A 14,841-nucleotide genomic window follows, 5' to 3' on the forward strand; every position below is an offset into this window, starting at 1 on the left:
GTTGTGCTCTCTGCCCGGGCTCCGTGCGTATGGGGAGGGTTGATGTCACATCAGGCTGAACGGTATGAGTCACGAGGCCGGTTCCGGCCGGGCACCGGACCGGCTTCAAGAATGCGTCAAGAACATGCCAAGAAGGCCTCGCCGGCCCCTGCGCACCGGCCCCGGGGTGAGCATGAAGCGGCCGAGGTAGTGCCCATTGCCGTACGCCCGCGGCTCGATCTCGCCCTCGGGCCGGCCGCGCGCGTCGACGTCGTACGTCCGCCGCCCCACCAGGACTTGGCGGACTGGACAAGGGCGGCGGTGGCGTGGAGGAAGGGGACGGCGACGCCCGCGGCGAGGGCGAGGCGGTCCCGTGACGGCCGGAGGGCCGCTCGGCGCCCGCCTTCACAGCGGTGCGGGATCCGGATGCCGGTCACGGTGCTCATGGGGCACCTCCTACGCTGTGCGCACCACGGGGGTGCGGGTTGTTCGGTGCGATTTCCGCGTGTTCCGCGTGTTCGGCGTGTTCGGCGTGTTCGGCGTGTTCGGCGCGTTCGGCCAGAGGCAGGGACACGACCATCGTCAGGCCGCCGCCCGGTGTGTCCTCGGGGGTGAGCGTGCCGTCCATGGCCTCGGTCAGGCCCCGGGCGAGGGCGAGACCCAGGCCGAGCCCGGTGGTGTTGTCGGTGTCGCCGAGCCGCTGGAAGGGCTCGAAGAGGCGGTCCCGGCCCGTCACCGGGAGTCCGGGACCCCGGTCCACGACACGCAGTTCGGCGCGCCCCGCGAGCACGCTGGCGGTCACCAGCACCGGTGTGCCGGGCGGGCTGTGCCGGGCGGCGTTGCCCGCAAGGTTGGCGATCACGCGCTCCAGCAGAGGCGGGTCGGCGAGCACGGGCGGCAGGTCCTCCAGGTCGCGCACGTCGACGTCGGTGACGTCCGCGAGCGCGACCGGGAGGACCTCCTCAAGCGCGGTGGCCCGCAGATCGAGAGTGAGCGCGCCCGCCTCCAGGCGGCTGAGGTCGAGGAGGTTGTCCACCAGCCGGCTCAGCTTGGCCATGGACTCGTCGGCGGTGACGAGGAGTTCGTCGCGGTCCTCGGCGGAGAACTCGACCTCGCGGCTGCGCAGCGAGGTCACCGCGGCCCAGCCCGCGGCGAGCGGGGTGCGCAGATCGTGGCCGACGGCCCGCAGCAGCGCGGTGCGCATCCGGTCGGCGGCCCTGACCGGCTCGATCTCGGCGGCGGCTTCGGCGAGCCGCGCCCGCTCGACCGCCGAGCCGACGTGCGCGGCGAAGGCGGCCAGCACCCGCCGCTCGGATGACGAGAGCGTACGGCCGCGCAGCACCAGGTAGTTGCCGGGGCCCGCGGGCACGGCGGTCACGCCCTCGGCATCGGGGGGCTCGTCGACGAGGTCCGCGGAGTCCATCCCGAAGGTCTCGCGGGTGCGTTCCAGCAGGGCGGGGATCGTCTGGCCGCCGCGAACGATGCTGCCGGCCAGCGAGGACATGGTCTCCGCCTCGGCGGTCGCCCGCGCCGCGCGGCGCGACAGGCGCAGGCCTCGGTCGACGACGGCGGCCACGGTGGCGGCCACCACCGCGAACACCCCCACCGCCACCAGTGCGTTGGGGTCGTCGAGCGTGAACGCCCCGATGGGCGGGATGAACCAGTAGTTGAGCAGCAGGGACGCGGTGATGGACGCGATGACGGCGGAGACGACGCCGCCTATACAAGCCACGCCGACCACCGCGAGCAGGAACAGCAGGGCCTCGCTGGTGAGGTTCAGGGTGCCGCGTGCCTGGGCGAGGCCCACTGTCAGCAGCACAGGCAGCACAAGGCCCGCGACCGGCCCCGCGATCAGCCGGCCGGTGGACAGCGTGCGCCGCCGGGACGGGAGCAGGGTGCCGCGTCCGGCCCGCTCGTGCGTGACGCGGTGCACGTCGATGTCGCCGCTCAGCTCGGTGACCGTTTCCCCCGTGCCGAGTCCGGTCAGGAAGCGCTCCAGGCGTCCGCGGCGGCTGGTGCCGAGGACGAGCTGGGTGGCGTTCTCGGCGCGGGCGAAGTCCACCAGGGCCGTGGCCACGTCGTCGCCGACGACCGAGTGGTAGCTGCCGCCGAGGTCCTCGACCAGTCTGCGCTGCCGGGCGAGCGAGGCGTGCGAGACACCCGCGGCCAGGCCGTCGCTGCGGGCCACGTGCACGGCGAGCAGGTCACCGCCCGCGGACCGGTCGGCGATGCGGGCGGCCCGTCGTACGAGCGTGTCGCCCTCCGGACCGCCGGTCAGCGCCACCACGACCCGCTCCCGGGTCTCCCAGACCTTTCCGATGGCGTGCTCGGCGCGGTACGACTGGAGCGCCTCGTCGACCCGGTCGGCCACCCACAGCAGCGCCAGCTGCCGCAGCGCGGTCAGGTTGCCGGGCCGGAAGTAGTTGGCGAGGGCCGCGTCGATCTTCTCAGGGGCGTAGATGTTGCCGTGCGCCATGCGGCGGCGCAGGCCCTCGGGCGGAATGTCGACGAGCTCGATCTGCTCGGCCCGCCGGACGACCTCGTCGGGCACCGTCTCGTGCTGCGGCACACCGGTGATCTTCTCGACGACGTCCTTGAGGGACTCCAGGTGCTGGATGTTGACCGCCGTGATGACGTCGATGCCCGCGCCGAGCAGTTCCTCGACGTCCTGCCAGCGTTTGGGGCTGCGGCCGCCGCCCGGGACGTTGGTGTGGGCGAACTCGTCGACGATGGCGACCTGCGGGCGGCGCGCCAGCACCGCGCCGAGGTCCATCTCCTCGAACGTGCCGCCCCGGTAGTCGCACCGGGCACGCGGCACGACCTCCAGGCCGTCGCACATCGCCTGCGTCCACCGGCGCCCGTGGGGCTCCACGAACCCCACCACCACATCGGCGCCGCGGGACGCACGGCGTCGCGCCTCGTCGAGCATGCGGTAGCTCTTGCCCACCCCTGGGGCCGCCCCGAGGTAGACCTTCAGTCGTCCGCGCCGTACACCGTTCATCACTGACAGGGAAGCGCGCCGTACGGCCCTGGGCAGGCATCTTGACGCGTCCCTGGCGCCACCGACGTGGACGTTGACACTGTCTTGACGATCGCAGGCCGGATAAGGTGATGGAGGTGTGCCGGGAAGTCTGGTCGGCCGGGAGCCACGGTGGCTCCTGTCTCAGGGCCCCAGGGGGACGGCATGCGCAGCGTCGGTACGGTTCTCGCACTCGTGGTGCTGGCCACGGTGGTGGCGACCTTCGCGCGCCGGTGGCGCATTCCGGCACCCTCTCTGCTCGTGGTCGCCGGCCTCGCCGTGGCCCTGCTGCCGGACACCCCGCAGATCGCGATCAGCCCCGAGATCATCGGGCTCGTCGTGCTCCCGCCGCTGCTGTACGCCAGTGCGGAGGAACTGTCCTGGCGCGAACTGCGCGCGGTGTGGAAGCCGGTCGGGGTCCTCGCGGTGGGCCTGGTGCTGGCCTCGGCGGCGGCGGTGGGCGCGGTGGCCTCCATGGTGACGCCGCTGTCCTGGCAGATGGCGCTGGTGCTCGGGTCGATCCTGGCCAGCACCGACCCGGTCGCGGTGACGGCGCTCGGCCGCCGGCTCGCGCTGCCGCCGAAGGTCCAGGTGCTGGTCCAGGCGGAGAGCCTGTTCAACGACGCGACCTCACTGGTGCTCTTCCGGGTCGCGGTGAGCGTCGCCGTGGCGTCGGCGGCGGCGAACTGGGGAGCGGCGGGCGGTGAGTTCGTCCTGCTCGCGGGCGGGGGCACGCTGATCGGGGCGGCGGTCGCTGCCGTGGTCACGGTGATCCGGCGGCGCACCGAGGACCCGATCCTGGAGACGGTGATCTCCCTGGTCACGCCATACGCGGCCTATGTGCTCGCGGAGGCCGCGCACACCTCCGGCGTCACCTCGGTGGTGGTGGCGGGCGTAGTCCTCGGCGGCCGCGGCGACCGGCTCACCAACGCCCGCATACGGCTCCAGTTGCACGCCGTCTACGGCACGGTGGTGTTCCTGCTGGAGAGTGTCGTCTTCAGCCTGATAGGGCTGGCGCTGCCGGCACAGGTGCGGGCGCTGTCCGACGGCGACCGGGCGTGGCCGCTGTACGCCCTCGCGGTGGCGGGCACGCTGATCGCGGTGCGGCTGCTGTGGCTGGCGCCGCTGTCGGCGGTGGTGCAGCGCAAGGGCGGCGTCCAGCGCATGAACTGGCGGGTGCCGGTGGTGCTGACCTGGGCGGGCACCCGCGGGGTGGTGCCGCTGGCGGCGGCCCTGTCCATCCCGGAGATCACGAAGAGCGGCGCCGCGCTGGCGGACCGGCCGCTGGTGCTGGTGCTGACCACCTCGGTCGTGGTGGTCACCCTCGTCGTCCAGGGCTTCACCCTGGCCCCGGTGGTCCGCCGCTCCGGCATCGCCCTGGAGCCCGACCACACGGAACGCGAGGAGGCCGCCGCCCGCTGCCGGCTCGCCGACGCGGGCATCAAGCGCCTGGAGGAACTGTCGGAGCTGGAGGCGGTACCCGACGTGGTCCTCGACCGCCTGCGCCGCGGACTCAACGCGCGCCTCGACGACGCCCGCGACCGGCTGGCCGACAGCAACGGCAACGGCGTGCCCGCCGAGTCCGCCGAGTCCGCCGACCTGGTCTACCGCCAGCTGCGCCGCGACCTGATCACCGTGGAGGCCTCGGAGCTGCAACGCCTGTACGACGAGCACACGATCAGCGATACGACCCGCAGGCGCCTGCAGCGGTCCCTGGACCTGGAAGAGGCCAGGCTGGCGGATGCGTGAGGGTGGTGGGGCGGGTCAGCGGAACTCGGCCAGCCGGGGCCTGAGTCCGAGCCCGGTGAGCACGATGGCAAGGAGCAACAGACCGCAGGCCCACGGAAGTCGGCCGGTGAGGTCGGCACGGCCGGCCGCCACGGACGACGTGAAGTGGGCGCGGTTGATGTCCGTCACCTTGTCCAGCGCGGCCATCCACTCTCCGAAGTGCGCGTTGGACGTCTCCGCCTCCCAGCCCATGCAGAACTCCACCGCCTCCCGCTCCTTGCCCGCCTCGAACAGCGCCCGGATCTTGCGGTCGTCGCGCTGGTAGACGGCGTACGTCTCCACCGTCTTCTCGGCCGCGGCCCGCTCCCCGGGGAAGGTGATGTTGGCGAGCTCGCGCCGGAACTCACCGGTGAAGCGCAGGTCGTCCTGATGGGACCGGTAGGCCTGCCAGGTGGTGGCGAGTCGCGCGTCGTACGTCGAGAGGGTCGCGCCCTTGAGGCCGTACAGCTCCTGGGACTTGGCGAGGAAGGACTCCGCGTACTGGGTCCGGCGCTGGGGGTCGAGGAGGTAGCGGCTCTCGTCGGCGTTGGCGTCGTAGGCGATGGCGCGGGCGCGGGAGAGCGCGACGACGGAGTCGAAGGCGTCACGGCGGGCCCCGCGCAGGTGCTCGGCGGAGGCGGCCGACAACTGTCCGCCCAGGACGACGGCGATGAGCGTGCAGGCGGTGGCGGCCAGGACGCCGGGGTTGATGATCCGGTGGAAGCGCCGGGTCAGGTACCACTGCAGGACGCCGAGTGCGGCGAGGAGCAGCAGACCGAGGGCGAGGACGGCGACGAGCTGGGCCGCCATGGTCGAACGGGCCGCCGTGTACTGGCTGTTGAAGGCCTCGTTGTTGGAGGACACCAGCTTCCGTGACTCCGGCAGGAGTTTGCTCTGCAGCAGGTCCGTGGCGTCGTGGTAGTCGGTGAGCGCGTCCGGCTTGCCGCCGCTGCGGCCGTCGTTCTCCAGGGCCCGGCCGATGAGTTCCTGGTACTCGGCGAAATCGTCGGTGAGGGACTCCACGGTCTTCTCGTCGCCCCGGTCACCCTGGGCGGCGACGGCGAGGGCGCGCAGGTCGTGCCCGATCTCGCGCCGGGCGTCGCCGTAGAAGCCCACGGCCTTCGTGTGCGGTGTCTCCAGCTCGCCCTTGCCCGCGTTTCCGCTGGACAGCAGGAGGTTGGCGGCCTGCGCGTCCATGCTGTTGAGGGCGAGGTTGAGGTCGGCGGCGCTGGTGGTGCGGGGTGCGTCGCGGTCGGCCACGCCGTCCCAGGTGCCGTTCGCGGCGAGCCCGGCGACGGCCAGGAGGACCGCCAGGGCGGCGGCGAGCAGAACCGTGGCCGCGCGCAGAAGGCGCAGCCGTGCGGGCACGGTGGCCCAGTAGCGGCGGCGCAGAGCGGCCCGCGCGGCCACGGCCTGCTGCCTCAGGCGCTGCCACGGCCCGTCCGTCCGCGGCACCCCTCCTCGCCCCGGTCCGGGGCCGCCCCCGGGCGGGGCGGCCGCCGGTGGCCGTGGCTGTCCGACAGCCTCCGCCCGAGGTTTGTGCGATGCGCCGGCCGTGATCACCACGGTCCCTCCCACGTACCCGCCACGGACGGTCGCCCGTCCCCCGTGCCGATCAGTCTGCGACCGGATTCGGCCAGGAGCGGTCCGCCTTGACGCGCCCCTGACGCTCCCTCAGGGGTGTTTGACGGGACCTTGACGCCGCCCTCGCATCGCCCGTACGAGAACCGCAAATTCCTTGCTGAAACGGGGAATTCGGCGGTCACCCGCGGATAGATACACCGTCGGCCGCCCGAAGAGGCCGCGGGCGTCAGCGCCCTCTCGGCTTCGGAGTCCCCACTCCGAAACCCAACGAGGCGGCCGGGTGTCCGTTCCGAACGACGGGCACCGGCGCAAGGCGTCCTGTCGTCGTCCCATCGCCGACGTCCGTGCGCCCGCCGTGGGGGGGCGGGGGCCCCCCCCCCCCCCCCCCCCCCCCCCCCCCGCCGGGGCCGCCCCCCCCCCCCCCCCCCCCACACAAAAAACCCCCCCCCCCCCCCCGCCGGGGCCCCCCCCCCCCCGCGGGGGGGGCCCGGCCCCCCCCCCCCCCACGGCCCTCGCCGCCCCTGGCTGTTCGAGCCCACCCAGCTCGTCCGCTCCTTCCCCGGCGTGCTCCGCGAACCGCACCCACGGATCCGGGTCAGGAAACCGGTGCTGTTCGTGGTGTCGGTGGGGGCCGCCCCGACCCTGACGTCCTCGCCACAGCCGGCCGGTCCTGCCGGATCCTGATGGTGGCCTGCATCTGCTTCCGGGCTCCCGGTTCGAGGACGTGGCCGTCTGCGCCGTCTACACCGTGCCCGACCGCCGACGCCGTCACCTCGCCCTGGCCTGTGCCAGGTTCCTGTGCGCCGACATCGAGGCGCGCGGCCACGTCGTGTCCGACCGGCTCAGCGCATGACGGACGCCCGCTTCGTCCAGGGCGGCAGGGAGGCGTCGTACGCGATGACACTCGGTGTTCGTACGTGAGACCGCGGCCGGCCGTCCCCTGTACAGCTCAACACCGGGCCACGGCGTCCGGGCCTCCGCTCTTGATGCGCGACCACCGCCTGCCAGGTCATTCTTAACGCAAGATTGACGCCTACGGCCCCCTGATGCGTGGGCCCACACGTCACGCTCTGCTTACGCTGGTGCCGCCGTCCGTGTGATGGCCGGAATCCGACTGAGCCGCACAAGGAGCAGGCCGATGGCCACGACCGAACACCCGCCTCCCAGTCGCCTGCGCGCCTGGATGCTGGAGGGCCTGTCCGACATGGGCAAGGGCTCCGGCCAGCGCGAGGGAGCCCAGGCCGAGCCGGAGCCGGCCCACAAGGGCCAGCGCTGGTGGCGGGTGATGTGCCTGACCGGCGTGGACTACTTCTCCACCCTCGGCTACCAGCCCGGCATCGCGGCCCTGGCCGCCGGCCTGCTGTCGCCGATCGCGACCATCGTGCTCGTCATAGTCACCCTGGCCGGTGCGCTGCCGGTCTACCGGCGAGTGGCAGAGGAGAGCCCGCACGGCGAGGGCTCCATCGCCATGCTGGAGCGCCTGCTGTCCTTCTGGCAGGGCAAGCTGTTCGTCCTGACCCTGCTCGGCTTCGCCGCCACCGACTTCCTGATCACCATCACCCTGTCGGCCGCGGACGCCTCCACCCACCTGGTGGAGAACCCGCACCTGACCGACGCCCTGCAGGGCAAGCAGATGGTGATCACGCTGTTCCTCGTGGCGCTGCTCGGCGCGGTCTTCCTCAAGGGCTTCCTGGAGGCGATCGGCGTCGCCGTCGCCCTGGTCGGCATCTACCTCGCGCTGAACGTCGTCGTGGTGATCGTCGGCATGTGGCACGTCGCCACCGCGGGCCACGTGGTCACCGACTGGACCAGCGCCCTGACGGCGGAGCACGGGAACGTGTTCGTCATGATCGGCGTGGCGCTGATCGTCTTCCCCAAACTCGCGCTCGGCCTCTCCGGCTTCGAGACCGGCGTCGCCGTCATGCCGCACGTCGAGGGCGACCCGAGCGACACCGAGGAGAAGCCGACCGGCCGGATCCGGGACACCAAGAAGCTGCTCACCACGGCCGCTCTCATCATGAGCGCCTTCCTGATCGCGACCAGCTTCATCACCACGCTGCTCATCCCGGAGAACGAGTTCAAGTCCGGCGGCCAGGCCAACGGCCGTGCACTCGCCTACCTCGCGCACGAGTACCTCGGCAACGCCTTCGGCACGGTGTACGACGTCTCGACCATCGCGATCCTCTGGTTCGCCGGCGCCTCCGCGATGGCCGGTCTGCTCAACCTGATGCCGCGCTACCTGCCCCGCTACGGCATGGCCCCGCACTGGGCCCGCGCCGTGCGCCCCATGGTCATCGTCTTCACCCTGGTCGCCTTCCTGGTCACCTGGATCTTCGACGCCAACGTCGACGCGCAGGGCGGCGCCTACGCCACCGGCGTGCTGGTGCTGATCAGCTCCGCCGCAATCGCGGTGACCATCGCCGCGCGCAAGGCGGGCCAGCGCGGCTGGACCGTCACCTTCGCGATCATCTCCGTGGTGTTCCTGTACACGACCGTCGTGAACGTCATCGAGCGGCCCGACGGTGTGAAGATCGGCGCCTGCTTCATCGTCGGCATCATCCTGGTCTCGCTGCTGTCCCGACTGGCCCGCGCCTTCGAGCTGCGCGTGACGAACGTGACGATGGACCCCATGGCGGAACGATTCGTCCGGGACATGGCCAGCCGCAAGATCCGGCTCATCGCCAACGAACCCGACCGGCGCGACAAGGCCGAGTACCGCGACAAGATCGAACAGATCCGGGCCGACAACGAGATGCCTGAACAGGAGGACTTCGTCTTCGTCGAGGTCACGGTCACCGACCCCTCCGAGTTCGAGGCCGGCCTGGTCGTGCGCGGCGAGGTCCTGCACAACCGCTACCGCATCCTGACCCTGGAGTCCGCCTCCATCCCCAACGCCCTCGCCGCGCTTCTCCTGCACGTCCGGGACACGACCGGCTGTACCCCGCACATCTACTTCGAGTGGACCGAGGGCAACCCCTTCGCCAACTTCCTGCGCTTCTTCCTCTTCGGCCAGGGCGAGGTCGCCCCGGTCACCCGTGAAGTCCTGCGCGAGGCTGAGCCGGACCGCGAGCGACGCCCGCGCGTGCACACCGGCTGAGGCTGCGGCCCTCGGAACGGGGGTCCGGGACCTGGACAACGGCCCCGGCCCCGGCCCCTGCCCCGGACCCGGACCCGGACCCGGACCGTCAGGATCGCGTCAAGATCCTGCCGCACGGCGTTAGAGCCTTGTCAGCAGCGTGAGCTCCCGCGTGGGCGGGAGCTTAGCGTCGGCTCATGCGACGGAGCGGACCACTGAACCCGACCGGTGACCGCCACTGGCGCGGTAGCGCCCGGTTCGCGGTGAGCTGCGCGCTCGTGTTCCTGGGCATGACCCTGCTCGTCGACTGGGACGCGGGCACCCTGACGCCCCTGCGCGCCCTGTTGTGGATCACCCTGTCCGCCACGGCCTTCGCCGTCCTGCTGCCGCGCCGGGTCACCGTCGGCCCCGGCTGGCTGGCGGTACGCGGTCCCGTGCGGCGGCACACGGTCCGCACGGACGCCCTGGTCGTCGTACGGCAGTACGGCGACGTCTCCTCGCACCTGGTCCTGCGGGACGCCCACGGCCACCGAGTGGAGGTCGACCCGCGCGTCCTCGTCGCGAACCCCCTGCTCTGGCACGAGCTCGACACGGGCGTACGCCGTTCGATGCAGCGCGGCACACTGCGCGAGGGCACGACGGTGCTGGAACGGCTGGGCCACGAGATCGACGACTCGACCGCGCTGGCGCTCCTCAGGGCCTCGGGGCTCTCCTGACCGGTCCCCGGCGCGGCGGACGTGCCACGACCCGGCCGTAGCTCATGCGGCCGCACACCTCCACACGCAGTACGACCGGCGTCCCCGCCGCCGCGGCCGGACGCGTCTTGATCTTGGCGTAGCCGAGCACCAGGGAGTCGGTGTCCACCACGACACCCGGCCGGGTCATCAGCCGCAGCGTGCCGCCGCGCATGTCCAGGTCTATGCGCAGCGTGTCGTGCGTGATCACCGCCCGGGTGAAGTCGAGTGTCACGTCTCCCCACGCCGACGCGATCTCCAGGCGCCGCGGCACCACCCAGTCGTCACCGCGTGAGGCCGAACCGCCCTGCTGCTCGATGCGCACGACGTCCTTGGCCGGCGGCGCATCGGCCGCGACGGGCAGGTCCGCCGTCAGGACGGCCAATTCACCCAGCGTGCGGGCGGTCAGGGCGGCCTCCACACGCTCGTCCAGTTCCTCGGCGGTGAGTCTGCCGTCCCCCGCGGCGACGGTCAGCGCGTCCACCGCACGGTCCCGCTCCGCGTGCGAGGCCCGCACCCCGGGCGACCCACCCGTGAACATGAGCTCAGCCGACATGTCCTCACCCCGATCAGATCGCACGGACCCATCCACGCGAACTAAAGCTATATCGCGTTATACCCAACGGCCAACCCCACGTCATCGTTCCCCGCCCATGGCCCTATCGTGACCGGCATGCAGTCCTACACGATCGGCCAGGCGGCACGGCTGCTCGGCGTGAGCCCCGACACCGCCCGCAGATGGGCTGACGCCGGCCGGGTGACGACCCACCGCGACGAGTCCGGGAAGCGGCTCATCGACGGCAAGGACCTGGCCGCGTTCTCGGTGGAGCTCGCCAAGGCGGGATCTACCGAGGAGGACGCCCCGTACACCTCGGCTCGCAACGCCTTTCCCGGGATCGTCACCGCGATCAAACTCGGCGACGTCGCCGCGCAGGTCGAGATCCAGGCCGGCCCGCACCGCCTGGTCTCCCTGCTGACCCGCGAGGCCGTGGAGGAGCTGGGCCTGGTGGTCGGCATGGAGGCCACCGCACGCGTGAAGTCGACGAACGTGCACATCGACCGCGTCTGAACCCACGGGTCGAAACGGCCCACAGCAGCGGGGCACCACACAAACGCACATGCGTACTCCCGTCCGCCATAGGTCCAGCTCATGCAATGCAACTGGAGACTTATGGCTGGCATGTGCGGGAGTATCATCATCACCGCACGGCGTCGACTCGGCTGCCGTGGAAGGGCGCGACAGCTTTCCCGAAAGAACCAGAGGGGTGGACCCGTGATGACCCGTTCCGTGCGCCGGACCCGTCGGACGCTTCAGGTGGCCGGTGCGGGAGTCGCCGCCCTGTTGGCGCTCAGCGCCTGCTCCTCGTCCGACGACTCGTCCGACTCGTCCGGCTCTTCACCGAAGTCGGACTCGTCGTCGTCCGCGTCCCCGAAGCTGTCCGGCGACGTGACCGTCTTCGCCGCGGCTTCCCTGAAGGAGAGCTTCACCGCCCTGGGCAAGGAGTTCGAGAAGGCCCACCCGGGCACGAAGGTCAGCTTCAACTTCGGTGGCAGCGACACCCTCGCGGCGAGCATCACCAGCGGAGCCCCCGCCGACGTCTTCGCCGCCGCCAGCCCCAAGACGATGAAGATCGTCACGGACAAGGGCGACGCGGCCGGCACACCCGCCACCTTCGTCCGCAACCAGCTCGAGATCGCCACCCTGCCCGGCAACCCCGACAAGGTCTCCTCCCTCAAGGACCTCACCAAGTCCGGCCTCAAGGTCGTACTGTGCGACAAGACCGTCCCGTGCGGCGCCGCAGCCCAGAAGGCCCTGGACGCAAGCAAGCTGAAGCTCACGCCCGTCTCCTACGAGGAGGACGTCAAGTCCGCCCTGAACAAGGTGGTGCTGAAGGAGGCCGACGCCGCGGTCGTCTACAAGACCGACGTGAAGGCCGCGGGCGACAAGGTGGAGGGCGTGGAGTTCCCCGAGTCGGCCCAGGCCATCAACGACTACCCGATCACCCTGCTCAAGGACTCGAAGAACGCCGAGACCGCCAAGGCCTTCATCGCACTGGTGCAGTCCGCCCAGGGCCGGCAGGTCCTGACCGCAGCCGGGTTCCTCAAGCCGTGACCCAGATCGACAAGTCCGGCGCCGCGACCGACTCCCTCACGGGTGGGCCGCGGCGTCGGCGCGTCCGGGCGGGTGTCGGCCGCGGGGTGCCGCTGCCGCTGCTGGTCCCCGGCGTCGTGGCCCTGGCGTTTCTGCTGGTGCCCCTGGTCGCCCTGCTCGTCCGGGCCCCCTGGAGCAGCCTCCCGGACCTGCTGACCAGTACCGAGGTGTGGCAGGCACTCCAGCTGTCCCTGATCAGCGCGACCGCGGCGACCGCGGTGAGCCTGGTCCTGGGCGTGCCGCTGGCCTGGCTGCTGGCCCGCACGGATTTCCCGGGACGCGGTCTCGTACGGTCCCTGGTGACCCTGCCCCTGGTGCTGCCCCCGGTGGTGGGCGGCGTGGCGCTGCTCCTCGCCCTCGGCCGCTACGGTGTCGTCGGCCGGTGGCTGGACACCTGGTTCGGCATCACGCTGCCGTTCACCACGGCCGGGGTGGTGGTCGCAGAGGCCTTCGTCGCGATGCCGTTCCTCGTCATCAGCGTGGAGGGCACCCTGCGCGCCGCCGACCCGCGCTACGAGGAGGCGGCCACCACCCTGGGTGCCTCCCGGTTCACGGCGTTCCGCCGGGTCACCCTGCCGCTGATCGCCCCCGGCATCGCCGCGGGCGCCGTACTGGCCTGGGCCCGTGCCCTCGGCGAGTTCGGCGCGACCATCACCTTCGCCGGCAACTTCCCCGGCCGCACCCAGACCATGCCCCTCGCCGTCTACCTCGCCCTCCAGAACGATCCCGAGGCGGCCATCGCCCTCAGCCTGGTCCTGCTGGCCGTGTCGATCGCGGTGCTGGCGGGACTGCGCGACCGCTGGCTGACGACGTCGTGATCCACCGCCGTACGATCCTGTCCATACGCACCACCACGGCCGCCCGCGCCATCGGCGCAGCCCTCCCCCTCGCCGGCGCTCACAGGGTCCCGGCCCCACAGCCCACCGGGGGCGGCGCCGTCGCCACGCTCGACTCCTGGATGTGCACCCCATGACCATCGACGACACCACCGCCGGTCTCACGGCCGAAGGCGTTCGCGGTGCCGGGCTCGACGCGCGGATCGTCGTCGACCGGGGTTCCTTCCGGCTCGACGTCGCGCTGGCCGCCGCGCCGGGTGACGTGGTCGCGCTGCTGGGACCCAACGGTGCCGGGAAGACCACGGCGCTGCGGGCGCTCGCCGGTCTCGTGCCGCTCACGGGAGGTCATCTGCGGCTGGACGGCGCCGCACTGGACCGTACTCCGCCGGAGTCCCGCCCGGTCGGCGTCGTCTTCCAGGACTACCTGCTCTTCCCGCACCTGTCCGCCCTGGACAACGTGGCCTTCGGACCGCGCTGCCAGGGCGCGTCCAAGGCTCAGGCCCGAGCCGAGGCCGCCGCCTGGCTGGAGCGGATGGGCCTCGCCGAACACGCCGGCGCCAAGCCCCGCCGTCTCTCCGGCGGCCAGGCGCAGCGCGTGGCACTGGCCCGCGCCCTGGCCACCCGCCCCCGACTGCTGCTCCTGGACGAGCCGCTCGCCGCCCTCGACGCCCGCACCCGCCTCGAAGTGCGTTCCCAGCTCCGGCGCCACCTGGCCGAGTTCGAGGCCGTCGCCGTCCTGGTGACGCACGATCCGCTGGACGCCATGGTGCTCGCCGACCGGCTGGTCGTGATCGAGCACGGCGGTGTGGTCCAGGAGGGATCCCCCGCCGAGATCGCCCGCCATCCGCGCACGGACTACATCGCCCAGTTGGTCGGCCTGAATCTCTACAAGGGCACGGCCGACGGCCACACTGTACGGCTGGACGCCGGTCCCGCCATCACGACCACGGAGGACCTCACCGGATCGGTCTTCGTCGCGTTCCCGCCGAGCGCCGTCACCCTCTACCGGGAACGCCCGAGCGGCTCCAGCGCCCGGAACCTGTGGCGCTGCGAGGTCGCCGGTCTGGAGACGCACGGCGACCAGATCCGCGCCGACCTGGCCGGCGAGCTGCCCCTCGCCGCCGACCTGACCACGGTCGCCGCCGCCGAGCTGGACCTGCACCCCGGCGCAGCTGTCTGGGCGACGGTCAAAGCGGCGCAGACGCACGCATATCCCGCCTGAACGGGCACACGCCCTACGGTGGGTGCCCATGAAACTGAGCATCCGCAATCAGCTCCCCGGGACCGTCACCGAGCTCCACCCCGGCGAGGTCATGGCGACGGTCGGGATCCGTCTGGACGGCGGGCAGATCCTCACAGCGGCCATCACCCTGGAGGCCGTAGAGCAACTCGGCCTCGCCCCGGGCTCCGCCGTCCGCGCCCTGGTGAAGTCGACGGAGATCGCCCTCGCGACGGGCCGGCCCGAGGGCCTCTCGATCCGCAACCAGCTGCCCGGCGCGATCACGCACATCGCACTCGGCGGGGCCATGGCCTCGGTGAAGCTCGCCATGGACGGCGCCGAGATCACGGCGGTGATCACCAAGGAGGCGGTCACCGATCTCGGCCTCTTCGTGGGTTCCGACGCGATCGCTCTGATCAAGTCGACCGAGGTGTCGCTCGCGACGGCCTAGACGGGCCTAGACGAGGCCGGAGCG

Annotated in this window: 12 protein-coding genes; 9 read left to right on the forward strand and 3 right to left on the reverse strand. The window is 71.9% G+C overall.

The features are described from left to right. Nucleotides 1-421: 421 nt before the first annotated feature. Nucleotides 422-2,980, reverse strand: a complete 2,559-nt coding sequence (locus ACIPSA_RS33260; protein ID WP_402641283.1) for an ATP-binding protein — start codon at nt 2,978-2,980, stop codon at nt 422-424. 183 nt (nt 2,981-3,163) lie between these two features. Between ACIPSA_RS33260 and ACIPSA_RS33265 the strand changes: the two genes are divergently transcribed. After that, nucleotides 3,164-4,747 carry a Na+/H+ antiporter gene (locus tag ACIPSA_RS33265; protein ID WP_402641286.1) on the forward strand — a complete coding sequence of 528 codons (1,584 nt, stop codon included), beginning with the start codon at nt 3,164-3,166 and terminating at the stop codon, nt 4,745-4,747. 15 nt (nt 4,748-4,762) lie between these two features. On the opposite strand, the gene ACIPSA_RS33270 is transcribed toward ACIPSA_RS33265, so the two are convergent. Then, nucleotides 4,763-6,220 carry a hypothetical protein gene (locus ACIPSA_RS33270; protein ID WP_402641289.1) on the reverse strand — a complete coding sequence of 486 codons (1,458 nt, stop codon included), beginning with the start codon at nt 6,218-6,220 and terminating at the stop codon, nt 4,763-4,765. Between the two features lie 853 nt (nt 6,221-7,073). On the opposite strand from ACIPSA_RS33270, the gene ACIPSA_RS33275 reads away from it, so the two are divergent. The 3 genes from ACIPSA_RS33275 to ACIPSA_RS33285 all read left to right on the forward strand — a co-directional run bounded on the left by ACIPSA_RS33275 (nt 7,074) and on the right by ACIPSA_RS33285 (nt 10,141). Continuing rightward, nucleotides 7,074-7,202, forward strand: a complete 129-nt coding sequence (locus ACIPSA_RS33275; protein ID WP_402641292.1) for a hypothetical protein — start codon at nt 7,074-7,076, stop codon at nt 7,200-7,202. A gap of 285 nt (nt 7,203-7,487) precedes the next feature. Continuing rightward, nucleotides 7,488-9,446, forward strand: coding sequence for an APC family permease (locus ACIPSA_RS33280; protein WP_402641295.1), 1,959 nt, complete (start codon nt 7,488-7,490; stop codon nt 9,444-9,446). 176 nt (nt 9,447-9,622) lie between these two features. After that, complete coding sequence (locus ACIPSA_RS33285; protein ID WP_402641298.1) at nt 9,623-10,141, forward strand: hypothetical protein; 519 nt, start codon at nt 9,623-9,625, stop codon at nt 10,139-10,141. Here the strand turns inward: ACIPSA_RS33285 and ACIPSA_RS33290 are convergent. Next, entirely contained in the window at nt 10,119-10,715 is a 597-nt protein-coding gene (locus ACIPSA_RS33290; protein WP_402641300.1) for a DUF1707 domain-containing protein, read from the reverse strand. The two genes, ACIPSA_RS33285 and ACIPSA_RS33290, sit on opposite strands and share 23 nt — an antisense overlap. 117 nt (nt 10,716-10,832) lie before the next feature. On the opposite strand from ACIPSA_RS33290, the gene ACIPSA_RS33295 reads away from it, so the two are divergent. The 5 genes from ACIPSA_RS33295 to ACIPSA_RS33315 all read left to right on the forward strand — a co-directional run bounded on the left by ACIPSA_RS33295 (nt 10,833) and on the right by ACIPSA_RS33315 (nt 14,817). Next, nucleotides 10,833-11,228, forward strand: coding sequence for a molybdopterin-binding protein (locus tag ACIPSA_RS33295; RefSeq protein ID WP_402641303.1), 396 nt, complete (start codon nt 10,833-10,835; stop codon nt 11,226-11,228). Between the two features lie 207 nt (nt 11,229-11,435). Further along, entirely contained in the window at nt 11,436-12,272 is an 837-nt protein-coding gene (gene modA, locus ACIPSA_RS33300) for a molybdate ABC transporter substrate-binding protein (RefSeq protein WP_402641306.1), read from the forward strand. Further along, nucleotides 12,269-13,129, forward strand: coding sequence for an ABC transporter permease (locus tag ACIPSA_RS33305; protein ID WP_402641309.1), 861 nt, complete (start codon nt 12,269-12,271; stop codon nt 13,127-13,129). Before modA ends, ACIPSA_RS33305 begins: the two co-directional genes overlap by 4 nt. A 151-nt stretch (nt 13,130-13,280) precedes the next feature. Beyond that, a complete protein-coding gene (locus ACIPSA_RS33310) occupies nt 13,281-14,369 on the forward strand; it encodes an ABC transporter ATP-binding protein (RefSeq protein ID WP_402641312.1) in 1,089 nt (362 codons plus the stop codon). Between the two features lie 28 nt (nt 14,370-14,397). Beyond that, nucleotides 14,398-14,817, forward strand: a complete 420-nt coding sequence (locus ACIPSA_RS33315; RefSeq protein ID WP_402641314.1) for a molybdopterin-binding protein — start codon at nt 14,398-14,400, stop codon at nt 14,815-14,817. The last annotated feature ends 24 nt before the right edge of the window (nt 14,818-14,841 follow it).

It is taken from the genome of Streptomyces sp. NPDC086549 (genome assembly GCF_044746205.1).
In the GTDB taxonomy this organism is placed as follows: domain Bacteria; phylum Actinomycetota; class Actinomycetes; order Streptomycetales; family Streptomycetaceae; genus Streptomyces.